We start from the raw sequence: 20,421 nt of genomic DNA, 5'->3' as shown, positions 1-20,421 counted from the left end.
AACCACCGCATCGTTGGATGCGCGATTCTGCTTAATGCTTCTGCTTAATTCACTGCACGTTCGTATTCGATACCTTGTTTGCCATGGTGGCAAAGTTAGTGATTGATTATATAGAACAAAAACGTAGCACATCAAGCAATAAACTATGGTGTTGCCATACGGCCCTACGCCGCATGGCAACATGAAACCCGCATTCAACGCGGCTTGCGCGGCGGATCGAAGCGGATAATCGCTTCGCCTTTGGAAGTCACCTTCGGCGCCGGCCGGAACGCGTGGCCGTAGATAACCTCGAAGGTCAGGCCCAGTTTGCCGTCGCTGCGGCGGCCTCTTTCCAGCGTGTCCAGCATGCGCTGCCAGGCCGCCTTGCCCATCATGCTGCGGCGCAGCGTGGTGAGCGGGTTGCCGCCCAAAGCGCGCACGTCGGACAACAACGCCAGCGGCGTATCGTAGGTCACGGTGATGGTTTCCATGTCCAGCACCGGGGTCGAAAACCCGGCTTCGACCAGCTGATCACCGAAATCGTGCATGTCAACGAAGGGCAACACGTGCTGCGCCAGGTCGGCTTCGGCAAAAGCGGTGCGCAGTTCGCGCAGCGAATCCGGGCCAAAGCAGGAAAACATCAGCAGGCTATTGACCCGCAACACGCGGCGCCACTCGGCAAACACGCGGTCCGGTTGCGGGTGCCAGTGCAGCGCCAGGTTGGACCAGACCAGGTCCAGCGAGTTCGGTCCCAGCGGCAAGTCGGCAAAATCGCCGCCGACGAGGTCAAGGCCGCTCTTCGACGGCAGCAGCTTGCTCAACAACTGATTGAGCGACGACTGGCGGGCGCCCGGTCCCTGCGCCGCGCGCAGCATCGGCTCGGACGCGTCCAGTCCCAGAATATGGGCGGCGGGATAGGCTTTTTGCAACAACGGCAGATCGGCGCCAGCGCCGCAGCCGGCGTCCAAAACGCGCGAAGGCGCTATTTTAATCAATTCCAGCCGGTCGAACATGCGCGATGATATTTCCCGGCGCAGAAAATCGGCCGGGGCAATACGTTGCGGACGGGAAAACAGCTGACGGACGCGCTCCAGGTCAATCGGTGCGCTCAGTTTCGGGGGATTGGCGGGGACTTGCATGATGATAGGTCGTTGTAGTGCGATAATGTCGGCAGTGTACATGGTTGAACGCCATCGCGACGACGACCGGAGCGGTTTTCAGGGCGGAGGCGTGGCATGAATGACAAGATCGGGGCGGCGGACGGCGATCCGGCGGCCAATCCGGCGCCGGCTGCGAGGCCAGCGGGCGGCGCCAGGCTGCGCGCGCTGCTGCAACGGAGCGCGCACGGTTTGCTGCGTCATCTCCTGCCCAACGCCTGCGCCCTGTGCGGCGGCGACAGCGACGACGCCTTGTGTGGCGGCTGCGAAGCGCAATTCTTCGGCCCGGCCGCCGCCATCGCCCGCTGCCCGCGCTGCGCCAATCCGGTGCCGGCTGACGGTCACCTATGCGGCGCCTGCCTGGCCGCGCCGCCGGCCTTCGACCGCACGCTGGCCGCTGCCGACTATGCTTTGCCGGTCGATCAGCTGGTGCTGCAACTGAAATTCGGCCACCGTCTGGCGCTGGCGCCGCTGTGCGCCCGGCTGCTGCGCGACGCCGTGCTGGCCGGGGTAGCATCGCCTTGCCCGCGCTGCTCTGCTCAGTCCCGCTGGGACCGCGCCGGCTGGCGGGACGCGGCTACAACCAGGCACTGGAAATCGCCCGGCCGCTGGCACGCGGCCTGGGCATCGCGCTGGCGCCGCAACTGCTGCACCGTGTACGCGAAACCGCCGCCCAGAGCAGCGTCGCGCCCGAGCGGCGCCAGCAGAACATCGCCGGCGCCTTCGCGGTGCCGGACGCCGCCCTGGTGGCAGGCCGCCACATCGGCGTCGTCGACGACGTCATGACCAGCGGCCGCACCTTGAATGAAGTGGCGGCAACATTAAAACGCCACGGCGCCGCGCGGGTCAGCAACTTCGTGTTCGCCCGCACGCCGCCGCACTGATATAGCAAAAGGAAAAAAGCATGTTCCACGTCGTCCTGGTTCACCCAGAAATTCCGCCGAACACCGGCAACGTCATCCGCCTGTGCGCCAACACCGGCGCCCAGCTGCACCTGATTGAACCGCTGGGCTTCCCGCTGGAAGACTCCAAGCTCAAGCGCGCCGGCCTGGACTACCACGAATACGCCCGCATGAAGGTGCACGAAGACTGGGACGCCTTCCTGGCCGAGGTCCAGCCCGACCCCGCGCGCATGTACGCCATGACCACGCACGGCTCGTCGCCGTTCGCCCAAGCCAGGTTCCAGCCGGGCGACGTGTTCGTGTTCGGCTCGGAAACCGCCGGCCTGCCGCCAGCGCTGCGCGAAACCTTCCCGCCGGCGCAACGCATCCGCCTGCCGATGCGGCCCGACAACCGCAGCATGAACCTGTCCAACACTGTCGCCGTGGTCGTCTTCGAAGCCTGGCGTCAGAACGGCTACGCCGGCGGCGCCTGAAGCGCACCGGCCGGCGGACGCGCATGCATCCACACTGAGCAGGCGACGCCGGCGATCAACAGCACGATGGCCAGCAGTTCCAGCGGACGCGGCATCTGGTGCTGGTAGAGGAAGCCGTACAACAGACCGAACAAGGTTTCAAACAGCAGCAGTTGACCCGACAGCGTGACCGGCACGCGCCGGCTGGCGAGGTTCCACAGCTGGTTGCCGATCACCGATGCGCCCAGCGCGACGATCGTCACCACGCTCCAGAAACGCAGCCAGTCGCGCCCCGCCGCACCGTCGCCGCCAAACGCCATTACCAGCGTCCCCAGGGCCAGCGCCACCACGCCGGTGCTCAGACCGTACAGGCCCGACCACTCGGCGCCGCTGAACTGCGGATTGCGCTTGAGGAAGCGGGCGTTGTCCACCGCGTACCACGTCCAGCACAGCAACGCGCCAAACGCGCACAGCATGCCCAGCGCCACCGTGGCCCACGGCTGCGACCCGCCCTGGGCGTGGGTGAACACGTCCACATTGATGCAGGCGATGCCCGCCACCACCAGCGTCAGCGGCCACGCCAGTTGACGCAGCGGCAACGCGCCATGGTCGCGCCGTCCCAGCAAGGTCACGCTCAACGGCAGCAGGCCGATAATCAGCGACGCCGCCGCCACGCCCGCCAACTGCACGCCGGTCGACAGCAGCAGGTAGTAGACGACGTTGCCGGCCAGCGCGTGGCGCAGCAGCACGGCGCACTCGGCGCGCGTCACGCGGCGCAGCAGGCCGTTCAGGCGCGGCAATAGCAGTAACAAGGTAATCAGCCCATAGGCCAGGTAGCGCCCCAGCGCCAATTCCATCGGCGAAAATTCCGCCAGCCAGCGCGGCATCACAAAAATCATGCCCCAAAAGGCTCCGGCCGCCAGGCCGCATAACACGCCATACCACATACAGTTCTCCTTTTCCGGGAACCATTGTGGCGGCGCGCGGCGCGCAAGGATTGTGTGGGACTAGCGGATTTTTGTCTGGTTCTGCTTGCGGTACGCCAGCGGCGTGATGTCCATCGCGCGCCGCATGGCGTGCGTCAGCGCGCTCTGGTCGGCGTAGCCGGCCAGCGTGGCCAGCTGTGCAATCGGTAGCGACGACTCCACCAGCTGGCGACACACAAAGCGCAGCCGCATCGCGTTCAGCCAGGCTTGCGGCGTGGTGTCGAGTTCTTCGCGGAACACGCGGTGCAGGCTGCTCACGCTCATGCATGCCACCCGCGCCATGCTGTCGGTCTGCCACGGCTGGCCGGGCGCCGCTTCGAACTGCGTCAACGCCGCTTGCAGGCGCGAGGCCGGACGCAGTGGCTGGCTGGTTAACGCTTCCAGCAGCAACGGCGTCCAATGCGTCAGCACGGCGGTGCTGGCCGTGCCTTGCGCGTGCATCATGCCCATGAAGTCGATCAGCTTGCCGGCGGCAGCGCCGATCGGCGCATACGGACGCTCGGCCAGCCGCCCCGCCGTGTCGGGCGGCACGGTGGCGAGGTCGAAATCCAGGATCAGCGACTGGTTAGGCTCCCGCGAAAACTGCGTGTGCACCAGCCCCGGCGCAATGAAGCCGGCGCGCAGCGGATGCACCACGTCGCCGACGCCGTTGATGTCCAGCGTCAGCTTGCCCTTGAGCGGCAACACCATTTGGGCGAAGTCGTGCGCGTCCGAGAATGGCGCGGCGTAGCTGCGCACATCGATTTCACTGGCGGTAAGAGTAGGCATGCCAGCAGTCTAATACAGGCGGCATCGTCGCCGGCAAATCCGCGCGATTCTAGGCGCGTGGCCGCGTCGCCATCGGCACCCTGTCTCACTTTTACGGAAATACAACCTTATCCGAAAAAAAACTTTCCGTGGATTGACGTCGTCGGGCGCCCTGCCTAATCTGCCCGGGTAATTTATCGGAGAGCAGCATGTCCCTACCCTACGTTGGCCAGATTGTCATGACCGGTTTCGGCTTTACACCCCGGAATTTCGCGCCGTGCAATGGCCAGTGCCTGTCGATCCGGCAGCACCCGGAATTATTCCAGGCGATCGGCACCCTGTACGGCGGTGACGGCGTGCGCGACTTCGCCGTGCCCAACCTGCAAGGTGCTACGCCGGTCGGTGCCGGCCGGTCGGCTGATCCGGACTGGACGCCGACGCCTTACGCGCTCAACGAACGCGGCGGCGCCGAACTCGCGCCGTTGGGCCAGCACCGGCATGCCGCCGCCCAGGCCTCATCAGCCAGCGCAGCGGTTACAGTCGCGGCGCACGCCTTCAGCCATGCCAACCTGCAGCCATCACTCGTGGTCAACTTCTGCATCGCGCTGCACGGCGCCGACTCGCCGATGATCGGCGAGATTCGTATGCTGGCCTTCGCCGCCGCGCCGCAAGGCTGGCTGCCGTGCGACGGCAGCCTCCATCAGATCGAGCACCATGAAGAATTGTTCATGCTGCTCGGCGCTACCTACGGCGGCGATGGCGCCACCACCTTCGCCGTGCCGGACTTGCGCGGCCGCGTGCCGGTGCATCAGGGGCTGGGCGACGGCCACGGCGCCCAGCGCCACGTGGTGGGCGACGATGGCGGCCGGGAGGCGCCGGCATTGCATCCGCAGGCCTCACCGGCGCAGTGCCATGCCGCTGCGGGCGGCGCCAGCGACACCGATGCCGGCCACAGCTTGCCGGTCGCCGCCGGCGCGCCGCAGGGCAATCGGATGCCCACCCTCACCGCGTCATTTTGCATTGCCGCGCGGGGCGCTTTCCCGTCGCGCGCGGCGTAGGAGCAGATGGTGGGCATTCCATTTATCGGCGAAATCCAGATTTTCGGTTTTGGCGCCGCGCCGCCTGACTGGACCTTGTGCGATGGCAGGCTGATCGACGCCAAGGCCTATCCCGAGCTGTATGCGCTGATCGGCGCCACCTATGGCGGCAACGGCACCACACACTTCCGCCTGCCGAACCTGGCCGGCCGCGCGGTCTGCGGCCACGGCGTCGGCAGCGGCCTGACGCCGCGCCAGCCGGGCGACAGTTTCGGCGTCAACAGCAACAGCCCGGCAACCACGCCGGCGCCTTACCACTGCGCCGCGCCGTCGGGGCACAATGCCCTGCATGCCACGGCCGGCGGCGCCACGCCGCCCGACAAGCGCCAGCCGTACGTGGCGCTGACTTTCTACATTGCGTTGCGCGGCAGGATGCCGGCGTTCTAGCGCTGGCCCAGTTCGCGCAGCAGCGCCTGCATGCGGAACTCCTGCGGCGTCATGCCGTAGCAGCGGCGGAAGGCGCGGATGAAGTCGGACGCGCTGCTGAAGCACAGCCCATAAGCGATCTCGGTCACCACCACCTTGGGCGAGCGGACCAGCTCATTAGCGGCCTCCCGCAATCGACAATGGCGGATGTAGGCGCCCAGCCCGCCTTCGTGCGTGAACATGCGGTACAGCGTCGGCCGCGGAATGGCAAACTGGCGCAGGACACTGTCCGGCGTCAGCGTGTCCTCACCGAGATTGGCCTGGATATAGCGCTGGATCTGGCTGCGCAGCGCCGCGTGGGCGGCGGCGCGCGCACCTTCCGCCAGCCGCGCCTGCTTGCCGAAGGCGGCGATGATCAGCTGCACGCAGGTGCGGATCACCTGCGCCGCCTCGGCGTCGGACAGTTGCGGCAACTGCCGGCACAGCGTCACCACCTGGTCCAGAATCAGCCGCGTCAGCGGCGTGGTGTAGGTCACCACCCGCCCGTGGAGGGCCGGCGCGTCGAGGATTTCCGCCTCCACCGTGGCGCGCGGCACAAAGAACGCCAGCGCCCGCGCGCGGCCGGGCCGCATCATCTGCATCGGCTGGCCCATGTCCAGCGCAAGGATGCCGGGCCTGAACTGTTCCGCCTTGCGCTGTTGCGGGCCGGTAACGGTTTCGATCACGCCATCCACCGCCACATGGAATACATAGTCGCGCACCGCATCGCGCGAGATGCGCGCGTTGGTGCGGCGCTGGCAAACCGGATCGGTGCGGCTGTCGAGGAACACCAGGTCCTTCAACACATAGGTGTCCAGCTCGCCGAAAAAACCGCTCGCCACCTGGCCGCGCGTGACCGGCACTTCCAGGGTACGGCCAACATAGTCGCTCCACGCCAGCGCCTGCAAGTTGCGCGCCTCGGCGCCGACGGTGAAATGCTGGCGCAACATCTGCGGCGCGACATCAGCCGACCTGCCGCCGTCCGGCAACACATAACGCTGTTCACGCGCGGCGATGCGCTGCGCGACGACGTCGGTGTAACCGTTGCTCACGCCCGCCAGCGCTGCACCCAGCGCATCAGGAACAGCAAGCCGGCGCCGAGCACGCCCACCATCAGCGTGATGCCGGCCAGCAGCGCGGCCGGCTGGCGGAAGCCGAACACGTCGGCACCGAACGCCAGCGCCACCGTGGTCATCAACTGCGCCGGATACAGATAGCGCAGCGGACTGAACGCGCGGGCGTCGCCACGCCGCCAGTAGCGCAGCGCCAGCGCGAACGCCGGCCCCCACAGCACGCCGAGAAACACCAGCGTGGCGAAGGCGATCAGCAACAATCTCATGGCTGGTGGGTACGTACTTTGGTCAGCAGCTTAGTGGTCGAGCGGTCATGCTCGAAATCGATGGCCACCGCCTGGCCGCCGTAGGCCAGCACCGCCTGACCCTCGGGAATCGCATCCATCTGGTAATCGCCGCCCTTGGCGTAGATTTCCGGACGCGCCTGCTGTACCACTTGCAGCGCGGTGTCTTCGTCAAACTCCACCACCAGGCTGACCGACTCCAGCGCGGCCAGCACCGCCATGCGGTCGGCGGCGGTGTTGAGCGGCCGGTCGTCGCCCTTGCCCAGACGTTTGACGGAGGCGTCAGTATTGGCCGCCACCACCAGCGAGGCGCCCAGCGCGCGCGCCTGCGCCAGGTAGGTGACGTGGCCGCGGTGCAGGATGTCGAATACGCCGTTGGTCAGCACCACCGGCTTGGGCAGCGCCGCCACGCGGGCCGCCAGTTGTTCGCGGGAGCAGATCTTGTCTTCAAATTGAGGCATGGTTGGTTTCTAGGTTTTGGATTCGTCGTCTGGTGCTGCGTCTTGTTCGATGCTCAGCGCGCCAAAGGCGCCGCCGCCCTCGCCCGGTTCGGCGCGGCCGCCGTGCAGCTTGATCTGCAGGCGCAGGCCATTGGCCGAGTCGGCATTGCGCAGCGCCTCTTCGTAGGCAATATAGCCTTTATTATAAAGTTCATACAGCGCCTGGTCGAAGGTGCACATGCCCAGCTCGCGCGATTTCTGCATGATCTCCTTGATGCTCTGGAAATTCCCTTTGAAAATCATCTCGGCGATGGTCGGCGTGTTGAGCAGGATTTCAATCGCCGCCTTGCGGCCCTTGCCGTCTTCGGTGCGGATCAGCCGCTGTGAAACGATGGCGCGCAGGTTGGACGACAAATCCATCAGCAGCTGGTTGCGCCGCTCTTCCGGGAAGAAATTGATGATACGGTCCATGGTCTGGTTGGCGTTGTTGGCGTGCAGCGTGCCCAGGCACAGGTGGCCGGTCTCGGCGAAGGCGATCGCGTGCTCCATGGTTTCGGTGTCGCGGATCTCGCCGATCAGGATCACGTCCGGCGCCTGGCGCAGCGTGTTCTTCAGCGCGTTGTGCCACGACAGCGTATCAACGCCGACCTCGCGGTGTGTGACCAGGCAGCCCTTGTTCTTGTGCACGTACTCGACCGGGTCTTCCACCGTGATGATGTGGCCGGCCGAATTCGCGTTGCGGTAATCGATCATCGCCGCCAGCGTGGTCGACTTGCCGGAACCGGTGCCACCCACCACCAGTACCAGCCCGCGCTTGGTCATGACGATGTCCTTCAGCACCTCCGGCAGTTCCAGCTTTTCCAGCGTCGGGATCTCGGAAGCGATGGTACGGATCACCATGCCCACATTCTGTTGCTGCACGAAGACGTTGACGCGGAACCGGCACACCTCCGGCAGCGAGATGGCAAAATTGCATTCCAGCTCAGTCTCGAACTCGCGCTGCTGCTTGTCGTTCATGATCGACAACGCCAGCGCGCGCGTCACGCTGCCGGTCAGCTTCTGCTGGCTCAACGGCTTCATCGCCCCTTGCGCCTTGATACTGGGCGGGAAGTCGGCGGCGATAAACAAGTCCGAACCGCCGGTGTGGTGCATCACCTTCAGCAGCTTGTGCAGATAGGCTTGGGCTTCTTCAGGACCAAATGTTGAGGACATATATCGCCTTTCGGATTGTCGCAGCATTATATTCCGCTACAATAGCTCAACTTGGCGTTCCTTTATTGCATCCCAGCATCGCCTGTGTTCAAATAACTTCATGACACTGACCGAACTGAAATACATTGTCGCCGTCGCAAGGGCGAAGCACTTCGGACATGCGGCCGAGGCCTGTTACGTTGCCCAGCCGACGTTGTCGGTCGCCATCAAGAAACTCGAAGACGAATTGGGCGTGGTCCTGTTTGAACGGGGCGGCGCCGAAATCTCGGTCACGCCGCTGGGCGCGCAGATCGTCGCGCAGGCCGAGCGCGTGCTCGAACAAACCGCCGCCATCAAGGAACTCGCCAAGCAGAACAAGGATCCGCTGGCCGGACCGTTGCGCCTGGGCGTGATCTACACCATCGGCCCCTACCTGCTGCCGCCGCTGGTCAAAGGCATGATCGACAAAGTGCCGCAGATGCCGCTGATCCTGCAGGAAAACTTCACCGTCAAGCTGCTGGAGATGCTGCGCCAGGGCGAGCTGGACGCCGCCATCATGGCGCTGCCGCTGCCGGAACACGGTATGGCCATGCAAGTGTTGTATGACGAGCCATTCGTGGTGGCGATGCCGGCCGCGCACCCGTGGACCAAGCGCAAGCTAATCCCCGCCGACGACCTCAAGACCGAAAACATGCTGCTGCTTGGTAACGGACACTGCTTCCGCGACCAGGTACTGGAAGTATGTCCCGAGATGGCGCGTTTCTCTGCGCCGGGCAATGGCATGCAGCGCACCTTTGAAGGGTCGTCGCTGGAAACCATCCGTCACATGGTGGCCAGCGGCATCGGCCTGACCGTGCTGCCGCGCGCCTCGGTGCCGGACATGGACACCAAGGAAGGCATGTTGCAGTTCCGCCCGTTCGAGGAACCGGCGCCGTCGCGCCGCGTGGTTATCGTGTGGCGCAAAAGCTTCACCCGCAAGGCCGCCATCGACGCCGTCTGCGACGTGGTGGCATCTTGCAACCTGCCGGGCATTACCACCCTCTGCTCCGACGCATGACACCGGGCTCCAGGATTTGCGATAATCACCGCTTTCCTGTTACCCGAAGTGACATATGAACAAGCTGGGCCTCTACCTTCGTCTGATCCGCATGGACAAACCGATCGGCACCGTGCTGCTGCTGTGGCCGACGCTGATTGCGATGTGGCTGGCCAGCGGCGGCGTGCCGGACTGGCACTTGCTGCTGATCTTCATCCTCGGCACCTTCCTGATGCGCTCGGCCGGCTGCGCCATCAACGACTACGCCGACCAGGACATCGACAAGTTTGTCAAACGCACCGCCCAGCGTCCCATCACCAGCGGCCGCGTCAGCGGCAAGGAAGCGGTGGCGATTGCCGTGGGGCTGACGCTGGTGGCCTTCTGCCTGATCCTGCCGCTGAATGCGCTGACCAAGCAGCTGTCGGTGGTGGCGGCGATTCTGGCCGGCACCTATCCCTACTTCAAACGCTTCTTCGCGATTCCGCAGGCTTACCTCGGCATCGCCTTCGGCTTCGGCATCCCGATGGCGTTCGCGGCGATCCAGAACAACGTACCGCCGGTGGCCTGGCTGCTGTTGGTCGGCAACGTGTTCTGGACCCTGGCCTACGACACCGAATACGCCATGGTCGACCGCGACGACGACCTGAAGATCGGCATCAAGACCTCGGCGATCACCTTCGGCCGCTACGACGTCGCCATCATCATGCTCTGCTACGCGCTGCACCTGGCGATTCTGCTGCTGTGCGGCTGGCAGCTGGGCCTGCGCCTGTGGTTTGTTGCCGGGCTGGCGGTGGCGGCCGGCATGGCCTGCTACCACTACACGCTGATCCGCAACCGCGAACGCGATCCCTGCTTCTACGCTTTCCGCCACAACAACTGGCTGGGCGGCGCGGTGTTTGCCGGGGTGGCGCTGGATTACGCGCTGCGCTAGCGTTCGCTTCGCCAATTGAGCGCGCGCAAAGTGGTGACTTGACCGATACTTACACTGGTTCTCTTTTCCCACCAGTGCATACTAACGAGGTCACCATGAGTCAGAACGACATTACCGACATCCAGGCCGCAGGCGCCAATACCCGCGACAAACTGATAGACGGCCTGAAAAGTTCCATCAATGACGCCGAAAAATGGCTGGAAGACAGCGCGGACGACGTCAGCGAAGCCGCCTCCGCCGCCCGCATCCGCTTCGACGACACGCTGCGCACCGCCATCAGCGACCTGCGCAAACTGGAAGACAGCATCCTGGCCCACAGCCGCGACGCCGCCGACAGCGTCAACGTCTACGTGCGCGACAATCCATGGAAAGCCGTCACCGTCGGCGCCACCATCGGCCTGCTCCTTGGCGTGCTGATCAGCCGTAAATAAACTTGCAGGCGTAACTTGCTTCTGCGGCGCTTCCACGCCGGAGAAGACCAGCACGGCGGCCGGCAGCCGGGCGCCGTGGACGTGGATAGCGGAGACCGACTGCGATCACGCAGAACCCAGCTCGTCGCCAAGCTCCTTGCCGCGGGCGGCGGCCGCTTTCATGGCGGTGATGATGGACGCTTTGATGCCGCTGTTTTCCATGCTGGTCAGCGCGGCGTAAGTGGTGCCGCCTTTCGACGTGACCCGTTCACGCAGCAGCGATACAGGTTCGCTCGATTGCAACGCCAGCTGGGCCGCGCCGGTAAAGGTGGCCAGCGCCAATTGCTTGCCCTGCTCCGCGCTCAGGCCCATTTCCTCGGACGCCTGCTGCATCGCCTCGATGAAGTAGAACACGTAGGCGGGGCCGCTGCCCGATACCGCCGTCACCGCATCGATCTTGCTTTCGTCATCCAGCCACACGGTCGGGCCGACTGCGCGCAGGATGTCGTCGGCGGCCTTGGTCTGCTCGGCGCTGACGCCCGGCATGGCCACCATGCCGGTGATGCCCTTGCCGATCAGCGCCGGCGTGTTCGGCATGCAGCGCACGATGGCGGCATGGCCGCCCAGCCAGCGCGACAGGTCGGCGCCACGGATGCCGGCCGCGATCGACACGATCAGCGGCGGCCGCACCGCATCGATGAACGGCAGCAGCTGCGCCGCCACTTCGCGCATGCTTTGCGGTTTGACCGCCAGCACGATCACATCCGCCGCGCCGACCACCGCATCGGTTCCCGAAGCCGTGGTCACGCCATACTGCTTGTGCAGCCGCGCCAGCGCGTCCGCGTTCGGGTCCACAACGTGGATGTTGGCGCCGGCGGTCAGTTTATTCGCCAGGCCGGCGATCAGGGCAGCAGCCATATTGCCGCCGCCGATAAATGCAATTTTCATGATTCAAGCCTTGTTATATTGGCGCGCGCCAAAAATAGCACTGCCCACGCGCACGATGGTGGCGCCCTCGACAATCGCCGCCCGCAGGTCGGCCGACATGCCCATCGACAGTGTGTCCAGCGCCAGCCCGTCGGCGCGCAATTGGTCGTAGAGAGTCCGCAGCTGGGCGAAGGCCGCGCGCTGCTGGTCGAAGTCGTCGGTCGGCTCGGGGATCGCCATCAGGCCGCGCAAGGTCAGATTGGGCAGCGCGGCGACCTTGTCGGCCAGCGCCGCCACCTCTTGCGGGGCGACGCCGCTCTTGCTGGCCTCGCCGCTGATATTCACTTGCAAGCAAATCTGCAGCGGCGCCAGCGAGGCCGGCCGCTGTTCGGACAGCCGCTGCGCGATCTTTTCGCGCTCGACCGTGTGGACCCAGGCGAAGTTTTCGGCAATTGGCCGCGTCTTGTTGCTCTGGATCGGGCCGATGAAATGCCACTCCAGCGCCGGCCCGGCTTCGCCCAACGCCTGCTGCACGGCCTGGATCTTGTCCACGCCCTCCTGCAGATAGTTCTCGCCGAACGCGCGCTGGCCGGCGTCAACCGCCTCCAGCACCGCCTCCGGCCCAAACGTCTTGGACACCGCCAGCAGCCGCACGGCGTCCGGCAAACGGCCCGATTCTTGGGCAGTGGCAACAATTGTCGCGGTGATGGCTTGCAAGTTCTGGCGGATCAGGGACATAATCATCGAGTAAAAATCGTTAAGACACGCCACATGGACGTCTGGGCACAGGGATTATAAATGGACATCTCCGAACTACTCGCATTCTCCGTCAAGAACAAGGCTTCGGACTTGCACCTGTCCGCCGGGCTGCCGCCGATGATACGCGTGCACGGCGACGTGCGCCGCATCAACCTGCCGCCGCTGGAGCACAAGGACGTGCACGGCATGATCTATGACATCATGAACGACTCGCAGCGCAAGGCCTACGAGGAAATGCTGGAGGTCGACTTCTCGTTCGCGATTCCCGGCCTGGCGCGTTTCCGCGTCAACGCCTACAACCAGGAGCGCGGGGCGTCGGCGGTATTGCGCACCATTCCGTCCAAGATCCTCAGCCTGGAAGACTTGAACGCGCCGAAGATCTTCGCCGAGTTCGCGCTGAAACCGCGCGGGCTGGTGCTGGTGACCGGGCCGACCGGCTCGGGCAAGTCGACCACGCTGGCGGCCATGGTCAACCACCTCAACGAAAACGAATACGGCCACATTCTGACCATCGAAGACCCGATCGAGTTCGTGCACGAATCCAAGAAATGCCTGATCAACCAGCGCGAAGTGGGACCGCACACGCTGTCGTTCAACAACGCGCTGCGCTCGGCGTTGCGGGAAGACCCGGACTGCATCCTGGTCGGCGAGCTGCGCGACCTGGAAACCATCCGCCTGGCCTTGTCGGCGGCGGAGACCGGCCACCTGGTGTTCGGCACGCTGCACACCTCGTCGGCGGCCAAGACCATCGACCGTATTGTCGACGTGTTCCCGGCCGATGAAAAGGAAATGGTGCGCGCCATGCTGTCGGAATCGCTGCAGGCCGTGATTTCGCAGACCCTGCTGAAAACCAAGGACGGCACCGGCCGCGTGGCGGCGCACGAAATCATGGTGGCGACGCCGGCCATCCGCAACCTGATCCGCGAAGCCAAAGTGGCGCAAATGTACTCGGCGATCCAGACCGGCAGCAGCGTCGGCATGCAGACGCTGGACCAGAACCTGACCGATCTGGTCCGCCGCAACATCATCAGTGGCGCCGCCGCCCGCAGCGCCGCCAAGTCGCCCGACAACTTCCCCGGTTAAAGAAAGCACAGAATGGAACGCGATCAGGCCTCAAAATTCATGTTCGACTTGCTGCGCCTGATGTTGGCCAAGAAGGGCTCGGACCTGTTCATCACCGCCGGCTTCCCGCCGGCCGTCAAGATCGACGGCAAGATGACACCGGTGTCGGCGCAGCCGCTCACCGCCGCCCACACGCTCGATCTGGCCCGTTCCATCATGAACGACAAGCAGGCCGCCGGCTTCGAGCTGACCAAGGAAGCCAACTTCGCCATCAGCCCCGGCGACATCGGCCGCTTCCGCGTCTCCGCCTTCGTGCAGATGGGCGCGGTCGGGATGGTGCTGCGGACCATTAACTCCGACATCCCCAAGCTGGAGGAACTCGGCCTGCCCGAAGTGCTGAAGGATGTGGTGATGTCCAAGCGCGGCCTGGTGATCATGGTCGGCGCCACCGGTTCCGGCAAGTCGACCACCTTGGCCGCCATGGTCGGCTACCGCAATGAACACAGCTACGGCCACATCATCACCATCGAAGATCCGGTCGAGTTCGTTCATCCGCACAAGAACTGCATCGTCACCCAGCGCGAAGTTGGTGTCGATACCGACGACTGGGCGGTGGCGCTGAAGAACACGCTGCGCCAGGCGCCGGACGTGATCCAGATCGGCGAAATCCGCGACCGCGAGACCATGGACCACGCCATCGCCTTCGCCGAAACCGGCCACCTGTGCCTGGCCACCTTGCACGCCAACAGCGCCAACCAGGCGCTCGACCGCATCATCAACTTCTTCCCCGAGGAACGCCGCCAGCAGCTGTTGATGGATTTGTCGCTGAACCTGAAAGGCATGATTTCGCAACGCCTGATTCCAAAGAAGGAATCGAAGGGCCGCGCGGTGGCCATCGAAATCATGCTGAACTCGCCGCTGATCTCGGACCTGATCTTCAAGGGCGAGGTGCACGAGATCAAGGAGCTGATGAAGAAGTCGCGCGAGCTGGGCATGCAGACCTTCGACCAGTCGCTGTTCGACCTGCACGAAGCCGACCTGATCACCTACGAGGACGCGCTGCGCAACGCCGACTCCGTCAACGACCTGCGCCTGACCATCAAGCTGGAAGGCAAGGCCGCAAAGAACCGCGACCTGTCGGCCGGCACTGAACATTTGGGACTCATTTAATGAACACGATTTTCGATATTTCCGCCGACAGCCTGAACGGCCAGCCGGTCGACCTGGGCCAGTACAAGGGCAAGGTACTGCTGATCGTCAACACCGCCAGCAAGTGCGGCTTCACGCCGCAGTACAAGGGGCTGGAAGCGGTGTACCAGCAATTCAAGGACAAAGGCGTTGAAGTGCTGGGCTTCCCGTGCAACCAGTTCGGCGCGCAGGAACCGGGCGCGGCCGACGAGATCGGCGCCTTCTGCGAAAAGAACTACGGCGTCACCTTCCCGCTGTTCGCCAAGATCGACGTCAACGGCGAGCATGCCCACCCGCTGTTCCAGAAACTCAAGAAAGACGCGCCCGGCATCCTGGGCACCGAAGGCATCAAGTGGAATTTCACAAAATTTCTGATCCGCAAGGACGGCACTGTCTACAACCGCTACGCCCCGGCCACCAAGCCGGAAGAGCTGATCGCCGACATTGAAAAGCTGTTGGCTGAGTGATCTCGACAACAAAATGTCCAGTACAAAGGTTAAATGCCGAAAACGTTTTCCGAAAAACGTGTCAGCGCTTAACTTTTAGGTAATAATGAATTTTGGTCATTTCGTGTTGAATCCGTCGTCTATGTCCTTCATGGGAAAAATCCTGTCACCCTGGCTGCGGATGGGGATGTACTCCAGGCTGTTCCTGCCCATCTTCCTGATCATCGCGATGGTGGTGGGCATACGGTATCACCTGATGCTGGAGTCCGAGACCACCTATGCCAACGCCCGCTATCAGCATGATGCCGATGAGCTGGCCGCGCATTTGAGCAAGGCGCTGCTGCCTGCGCTGGCGGCGCCCGACCGCGCCGGCATGGATGCGACCTTGTCCTCGGCGCTGCTGCTCAACGCCGACCTCGACGCCGCGCGGCTCGACTATGCCGGCGGCCATCTGGAAGCGCTGCGCAGCGCGCATGCGGCGCCCGAATATCCGGGCTGGTTCACGCGGCTCAGCCCTATCGTCCATAACAGCCGCACGCTGGCCGTCGGCGACGCCACGCTGACGCTGGATTTCGAACCGGTCGAGCCGCTCAACGGCGTCTGGCGCAATGTCCATCAGCAGGCCGTGATCTCGGCGCTGAACGTGACCATTATCTACGCCCTGCTGGGCATCATTATCTTCGCCAACAAGCGCATGCTGCGCCGCCTGGCCGACGCCACCAACCGCTTCCAGGCCGGCGACCACGATGTACGCCTGCCGGTGCGCGGCACGCTGGAGGGACGCATGCTGGCCTCCACCTTCAACAACATGGCGCAGCGTGTGCAGGCGCTGGTGCACAAGCTACAGCAAAGCCAGAATGACCTGAGCGCGCAGCTGACCCGCACCCTGCTGGCGCAGCAGCAGCTGCAAGTGGAGAAAGACCGCATCGAAGTCACGCTGGCGTCGATCGGCGACGCCGTCATCACCACCGATTTGCACGGCAAGATCGACACCATCAACGAAGTGGCGCAGCAACTGACCGGCTGGCCGGAGTCGCGCGCGCGCGGCATGGAGCTGCATCAGGTGTTTGTATTGGCGAATAACTTCGGCCAGCATTCGCTGCTGAAGGCGATGAAACAGATTTACGCCGGCGGCGAAGTGGTCAAGGTCGGCAATCAGAGCCTGCGCAACCGCGCCGGCCAGACCAGCACCGTGGAATACACCGCCAACGCCATCCGCACGCCGCAAGGCGAGGTGCAAGGCTCGGTACTGGTGTTCCGCGACGTGACCGAACGCCGCCAGCTGATGCAGCAGATTTCGTGGCAGAGCAATCACGATATTTTGACGGGCCTGCCCAACCGCGCCGCGCTGGCGCTGCGTTTCGAGCAGGAAGTGCAGCGCGCGCGCGAGCATAACTATCTGCTGGCCGTGTGCCTGTTCGACCTCGATCACTTCCAGCACGTGAACCAGACCATGGGCCAGGCGGTGGGCGACGAGGTACTGAAGCAGGCCGCCAGCCGCCTGCATGACTTTGCCGGCCAGCGTCACTACGTGGCGCGCCTGGGCGGCGACGAATTCGTGCTGCTGCTGCCGGAACTGAACGATCGCGCCGCCATCGACTACGCCATGAGCAAACTGATGGCAGCACTGGCGCGCGATTACGTCTGTAGCGGCAAGGCTGTCAGCATGTCTGCCAGTGTCGGCATCGCGGTCTACACCGGCAATGACATCAGCGCCGATAACCTGCTGCGGCATGCCGACCAGGCGCTGTACCAGGCCAAAATCACGGGCCGCAACCGCCATCACTTCTTCGACGCCGACCTCGATGAGCAGGTCCGCACCCACCACAACCGCCGCACCGAAGTGCGGGCGGCGGTACACGATAATGAACTGGTGCTGTTCTATCAGCCCAAGCTGGACATGCGCAAGGGCCGCATCGTCGGCATGGAGGCGCTGCTGCGCTGGCAGCATCCACTGCGCGGCATCATCGCGCCGGGCGACTTCCTGCCGATTGTGGAGCACAGCGATGTGATTGTCGATATCGGCGAATGGGTGCTGCGCGAGGCGCTGCGCCAGCTGGAGTCGTGGCGTTCGTTCGATGCGGACTGGGTGATCAGCGTGAATATCGCGGCGCGCCACTTCCAGCGTCACGATTTCGTCGAGCGGCTGACCGACATCCTGGCCGAGTTCCCGGACGTGCCGCCGCATATGCTGGAGCTGGAGATTCTGGAATCGTCCGCGCTGAGCGACATCGCCCACGTGCGCAGCATCATGCTGGCGTGTCAGGCGCTGGGCATCAGCTTTGCGCTGGATGATTTCGGCACCGGCTATTCGTCAATGTCCTACCTGAAGCGGCTGCCGGCCGATGTGCTGAAGATCGACCAGAGCTTCGTGCGCAATATGCTGGTGGACCGGGACGACCTGCACCTGGTCAGCGCGGTGATCGGGCTGGCGCGCTCGTTCGGGCTGGGCGTGATTGCGGAAGGTGTGGAGACCATCGAGCATGGCGCCATGCTGATGCGCCTCGGCTGCGATCTGGTACAGGGCTACGGCATCGCACGGCCGATGCCGGCGGATGATGTGCTGGCGTGGGTCGGCAGCTTCGACAAGGCTGCGCCGGTGTGGCAGGCAGCGGCCAGCCTGCCGCCGATTGTTAGCCTGCATGGCGAGCCGGCTGGTGGCACCTCGCAACTGGTATTAATTTAAGGCGCGGTCGAGCAGTTCTATCCAGTGCATCACCGGCTTGTCGGTGCCGGATTGCAGATGTGCGCTGCAACCGACGTTGGCGGAGACGATGGTATCCGCGCCGGTGTCATGCAGGTTGGCGAGCTTGCGGTCGCGCAGTTGTAGCGAGAGCTCCGGCTGCAACAGCGAGTAGCTGCCGGCCGAGCCGCAGCACAAATGGCTGTCCGCACACAGCATCACATCAACGCCCACCGCGCGCAATACACCTTCGACCTTGCCACGAATCTGCTGGCCGTGCTGCAGCGTGCAAGGCGGATGATAGGCTACGCGCCCCGCAGCACTCTTCGCCCGCCGCGCCAGTTCCGGTTCGAACTGCGGCATGATCTCGCTCAGGTCGCGCGTCAACGCCGAGATGCGCTGCGCCTTGTCCGCATACGCCGGATCATGCGCCAGCAGATGGCCATACTCCTTCACCGTCACGCCGCAGCCCGATGCGGTCATCACAATCGCTTCGACCGCACCGGATTGCGCATACGGCCACCACGCATCGATATTACGGCGCATATCATCCAGCGCCGCCTCCTGCTGATTCATATGATGGCGCAGCGCGCCACAGCATCCAGCCCTCGGCGCCACGATCAACTGCACGCCCAGCGCGTCGAGCACGCGCGCGGTGGCGGCATTGATATTCGGCGCCATGGCCGGCTGCGCACAGCCCTCCAGCACCAGCATCTTGCGCGCATGCTCACGCGCCGGCCACACGCCGGCAGGCTGCTGGCGCGGCACTTTATCCTGCATCGCCGGCGACAGCAACGGCCGTAAAACCTGCCCCGCCCGCAATGCCGTCTTGAAGACCGCCTTGCGCGCCAAGCCCTCCACCAGCACCTTGCGCTTGACCCGCTCCGCCAATGGACGCTGCACCCGCTCCTCCACCACCTTGCGTCCGATATCCAGCAGCCGTCCATACTTCACACCAGACGGACAGGTGGTCTCGCAATTGCGACAAGTGAGACAGCGGTCCAGATGCAGCTGCGTCTTGGCAGTCACAGGCTCACCTTCCAGCACCTGTTTGATCAGGTAGATGCGACCGCGCGGCCCATCCAGTTCATCTCCCAGCAACTGATACGTCGGACACGTCGCCGTGCAAAATCCGCAATGCACGCAAGCGCGGAGAATCGCATCGGCCTCTTCGCCCTCGCGCGTACGCTTGATGAAATCAGCGAGATTGGTTTGCATACATACGCCCTGGATTGAAGATCCCAGCAGGATCGAACGACTGCTTCAAACGTTCATGAATCTTTGCGATTGCCGGCGCCAGCGGATGGAAAACGCCAACCCCCTTGTCGCCGCCTCGGAACAAGGTGGCATGGCCACCCGAAGCAGCAACCGTGCGGCGTATGCTGTCCGCATCCGCATCATCCGCCTTGAGCCAGCGCTGCGAACCACCCCACTCGATCAGCTGCTCACCGCGCAGGATAATCGCACTGGCATGCGACGGCACCGACATGCGCCACAAGCTACCGCCGTTAAAATAAGCGTGCGTCTGATCGCGCAACGATGCCCAGAAGTTCGACGCATCCGCGTCTGCAATTGGCTGTCCGCCCAGCCGACGCTGCGCCGCCTCTACCGCCGCATCTGCGCCGGACAGGCGCAAGGTCAACACACCCCGATGCCAGCAACTAGCCGATATCGGCAACGGCTGCCCGGCCCATTCGTTCAGACGCGCGAGCGCATCGATCTCCGCCATCTCAAACCGCAGACTGGCTTCGCGCAGCGGCACCGGCAATACCTTCAGCGAAACCTCCAGGATCAGGCCCAAGGTGCCCAGCGACCCGGCCAGCAGACGCGAAACGTCGTAGCCCGCCACGTTCTTCATCACCTGTCCACCGAAGCGCAGCACCTCGCCACGGCCATCCATCAACACCGCTCCAAGCACAAAATCGCGCACCGCACCAGCACTGGCGCGGCGCGGGCCGGACAGCGCACTGGCCACCACACCGCCAATGGTGGATTCCGGACCAAAGCGCGGCGGCTCAAACGCCAGCATCTGATGGTGCTGCGCCAGCAGCGTCTCAATCTCCGCAAGCGGCGTGCCGCAGCGCGCCGTGATCACCAGTTCCGTCGGCTCATACGAGATGATGCCGCTATTGGCGCGCGTATCCAGTACCTCGCCGTCGAGCGCCTGCCCATACCAATCCTTGGTGCCGCCGCCGCGCAAACGCAATGGCGTACTGGCAGCGCTGGCGGCACGAATACGGTCGAAAAAAACGGTGTAGTCAGTCAT

22 protein-coding genes and 1 pseudogene are annotated in these 20,421 nt (G+C 64.2%); 12 read left to right on the top strand and 11 right to left on the bottom strand.

All coding sequences use genetic code 11. The annotated features are described in order from the left end of the window. Nucleotides 1-194 precede the first annotated feature (194 nt). A complete protein-coding gene (locus tag HH213_RS16020) occupies nucleotides 195-1,118 on the bottom strand; it encodes a methyltransferase domain-containing protein (protein ID WP_169112870.1) in 924 nt (307 codons plus the stop codon). 96 nt (nucleotides 1,119-1,214) lie between these two features. Here HH213_RS16020 and HH213_RS30680 point away from each other — a divergent pair. From HH213_RS30680 to trmL, 3 genes and pseudogenes are all read left to right on the top strand, one after another. After that, nucleotides 1,215-1,439: pseudogene (locus tag HH213_RS30680) on the top strand (hypothetical protein); the annotation flags it as partial. A 44-nt stretch (nucleotides 1,440-1,483) separates the two neighbouring features. Then, the gene (locus HH213_RS16015; RefSeq protein ID WP_371875714.1) at nucleotides 1,484-2,020 is read left to right on the top strand and encodes a ComF family protein; all 537 of its coding nucleotides are present in this window, start codon (nucleotides 1,484-1,486) and stop codon (nucleotides 2,018-2,020) included. A gap of 20 nt (nucleotides 2,021-2,040) precedes the next feature. Beyond that, the gene (gene trmL, locus HH213_RS16010; RefSeq protein WP_169112869.1) at nucleotides 2,041-2,511 is read left to right on the top strand and encodes a tRNA (uridine(34)/cytosine(34)/5-carboxymethylaminomethyluridine(34)-2'-O)-methyltransferase TrmL; all 471 of its coding nucleotides are present in this window, start codon (nucleotides 2,041-2,043) and stop codon (nucleotides 2,509-2,511) included. Here the strand turns inward: trmL and HH213_RS16005 are convergent. Together HH213_RS16005 and HH213_RS16000 are read right to left on the bottom strand one after the other, a co-directional pair. Beyond that, the gene (locus HH213_RS16005) at nucleotides 2,493-3,437 is read right to left on the bottom strand and encodes a DMT family transporter (RefSeq protein WP_169112868.1); all 945 of its coding nucleotides are present in this window, start codon (nucleotides 3,435-3,437) and stop codon (nucleotides 2,493-2,495) included. The two genes, trmL and HH213_RS16005, sit on opposite strands and share 19 nt — an antisense overlap. Nucleotides 3,438-3,497: 60 nt before the next feature. Then, nucleotides 3,498-4,244: a helix-turn-helix domain-containing protein gene (locus HH213_RS16000; protein ID WP_169112867.1), complete on the bottom strand. Its 747-nt coding sequence runs from the start codon at nucleotides 4,242-4,244 to the stop codon at nucleotides 3,498-3,500. Nucleotides 4,245-4,432: 188 nt separating this feature from the next. Here HH213_RS16000 and HH213_RS15995 point away from each other — a divergent pair, with 188 nt between their 5' ends. Beyond that, on the top strand, nucleotides 4,433-5,281 hold the full coding sequence (locus HH213_RS15995; RefSeq protein WP_169112866.1) for a phage tail protein: 849 nt from the start codon (nucleotides 4,433-4,435) through the stop codon (nucleotides 5,279-5,281). A gap of 6 nt (nucleotides 5,282-5,287) precedes the next feature. Then, a complete protein-coding gene (locus tag HH213_RS15990; protein ID WP_169112865.1) occupies nucleotides 5,288-5,707 on the top strand; it encodes a phage tail protein in 420 nt (139 codons plus the stop codon). Here the strand turns inward: HH213_RS15990 and HH213_RS15985 are convergent. The 4 genes from HH213_RS15985 to HH213_RS15970 are packed head-to-tail and all read right to left on the bottom strand — an operon-like array spanning nucleotide 5,704 to nucleotide 8,734. Further along, nucleotides 5,704-6,777 carry a helix-turn-helix domain-containing protein gene (locus tag HH213_RS15985; RefSeq protein ID WP_229263024.1) on the bottom strand — a complete coding sequence of 358 codons (1,074 nt, stop codon included), beginning with the start codon at nucleotides 6,775-6,777 and terminating at the stop codon, nucleotides 5,704-5,706. The genes HH213_RS15990 and HH213_RS15985 overlap by 4 nt on opposite strands. Continuing rightward, nucleotides 6,774-7,064, bottom strand: coding sequence for a hypothetical protein (locus HH213_RS15980; RefSeq protein ID WP_110847335.1), 291 nt, complete (start codon nucleotides 7,062-7,064; stop codon nucleotides 6,774-6,776). The genes HH213_RS15985 and HH213_RS15980 overlap by 4 nt, the downstream gene beginning before the upstream one ends. Then, the gene (gene rfaE2, locus HH213_RS15975; protein ID WP_169112864.1) at nucleotides 7,061-7,543 is read right to left on the bottom strand and encodes a D-glycero-beta-D-manno-heptose 1-phosphate adenylyltransferase; all 483 of its coding nucleotides are present in this window, start codon (nucleotides 7,541-7,543) and stop codon (nucleotides 7,061-7,063) included. The genes HH213_RS15980 and rfaE2 overlap by 4 nt, the downstream gene beginning before the upstream one ends. A 9-nt stretch (nucleotides 7,544-7,552) precedes the next feature. Next, nucleotides 7,553-8,734, bottom strand: coding sequence for a PilT/PilU family type 4a pilus ATPase (locus HH213_RS15970; protein ID WP_110847337.1), 1,182 nt, complete (start codon nucleotides 8,732-8,734; stop codon nucleotides 7,553-7,555). 100 nt (nucleotides 8,735-8,834) lie between these two features. On the opposite strand from HH213_RS15970, the gene HH213_RS15965 reads away from it, so the two are divergent. The 3 genes from HH213_RS15965 (at nucleotide 8,835) to HH213_RS15955 (ending at nucleotide 11,111) form a co-directional block, all read left to right on the top strand. Next, on the top strand, nucleotides 8,835-9,770 hold the full coding sequence (locus tag HH213_RS15965) for a hydrogen peroxide-inducible genes activator (RefSeq protein WP_161057424.1): 936 nt from the start codon (nucleotides 8,835-8,837) through the stop codon (nucleotides 9,768-9,770). Nucleotides 9,771-9,825: 55 nt separating this feature from the next. Continuing rightward, nucleotides 9,826-10,680, top strand: a complete 855-nt coding sequence (gene ubiA, locus HH213_RS15960; protein ID WP_169112863.1) for a 4-hydroxybenzoate octaprenyltransferase — start codon at nucleotides 9,826-9,828, stop codon at nucleotides 10,678-10,680. A 95-nt stretch (nucleotides 10,681-10,775) separates the two neighbouring features. Then, complete coding sequence (locus HH213_RS15955; protein ID WP_110847340.1) at nucleotides 10,776-11,111, top strand: ElaB/YgaM/YqjD family protein; 336 nt, start codon at nucleotides 10,776-10,778, stop codon at nucleotides 11,109-11,111. A 105-nt stretch (nucleotides 11,112-11,216) separates the two neighbouring features. On the opposite strand, the gene proC is transcribed toward HH213_RS15955, so the two are convergent. After that, nucleotides 11,217-12,038, bottom strand: coding sequence for a pyrroline-5-carboxylate reductase (proC, locus tag HH213_RS15950; RefSeq protein ID WP_169112862.1), 822 nt, complete (start codon nucleotides 12,036-12,038; stop codon nucleotides 11,217-11,219). A gap of 3 nt (nucleotides 12,039-12,041) precedes the next feature. Further along, complete coding sequence (locus HH213_RS15945) at nucleotides 12,042-12,755, bottom strand: YggS family pyridoxal phosphate-dependent enzyme (protein WP_169115217.1); 714 nt, start codon at nucleotides 12,753-12,755, stop codon at nucleotides 12,042-12,044. A 60-nt stretch (nucleotides 12,756-12,815) separates the two neighbouring features. Between HH213_RS15945 and HH213_RS15940 the strand changes: the two genes are divergently transcribed. The 4 genes from HH213_RS15940 to HH213_RS15925 all read left to right on the top strand — a co-directional run bounded on the left by HH213_RS15940 (nucleotide 12,816) and on the right by HH213_RS15925 (nucleotide 18,158). Then, a complete protein-coding gene (locus HH213_RS15940) occupies nucleotides 12,816-13,859 on the top strand; it encodes a type IV pilus twitching motility protein PilT (RefSeq protein ID WP_169112861.1) in 1,044 nt (347 codons plus the stop codon). A 12-nt stretch (nucleotides 13,860-13,871) separates the two neighbouring features. Continuing rightward, the gene (locus HH213_RS15935; protein ID WP_169112860.1) at nucleotides 13,872-15,008 is read left to right on the top strand and encodes a PilT/PilU family type 4a pilus ATPase; all 1,137 of its coding nucleotides are present in this window, start codon (nucleotides 13,872-13,874) and stop codon (nucleotides 15,006-15,008) included. After that, the gene (locus HH213_RS15930) at nucleotides 15,008-15,493 is read left to right on the top strand and encodes a glutathione peroxidase (RefSeq protein WP_169112859.1); all 486 of its coding nucleotides are present in this window, start codon (nucleotides 15,008-15,010) and stop codon (nucleotides 15,491-15,493) included. Before HH213_RS15935 ends, HH213_RS15930 begins: the two co-directional genes overlap by 1 nt. Nucleotides 15,494-15,659: 166 nt before the next feature. Beyond that, nucleotides 15,660-18,158, top strand: a complete 2,499-nt coding sequence (locus tag HH213_RS15925; RefSeq protein WP_229263023.1) for a putative bifunctional diguanylate cyclase/phosphodiesterase — start codon at nucleotides 15,660-15,662, stop codon at nucleotides 18,156-18,158. Here HH213_RS15925 and glcF read toward each other — a convergent pair. Continuing rightward, nucleotides 18,150-19,373, bottom strand: a complete 1,224-nt coding sequence (gene glcF / locus HH213_RS15920) for a glycolate oxidase subunit GlcF (protein WP_169112858.1) — start codon at nucleotides 19,371-19,373, stop codon at nucleotides 18,150-18,152. The two genes, HH213_RS15925 and glcF, sit on opposite strands and share 9 nt — an antisense overlap. Beyond that, nucleotides 19,354-20,421 (bottom strand): glycolate oxidase subunit GlcE, encoded by a 1,068-nt coding sequence (glcE, locus tag HH213_RS15915; RefSeq protein ID WP_169112857.1) that lies wholly within the window; start codon nucleotides 20,419-20,421, stop codon nucleotides 19,354-19,356. Before glcE ends, glcF begins: the two co-directional genes overlap by 20 nt.

The sequence above is a fragment of the Duganella dendranthematis genome, assembly GCF_012849375.1.
Lineage (GTDB): Bacteria > Pseudomonadota > Gammaproteobacteria > Burkholderiales > Burkholderiaceae_D > Rugamonas > Rugamonas dendranthematis.
The sequence above is the reverse complement of the archived record's forward strand: the minus strand, read 5'-3'. Positions and strand labels throughout refer to the sequence as shown.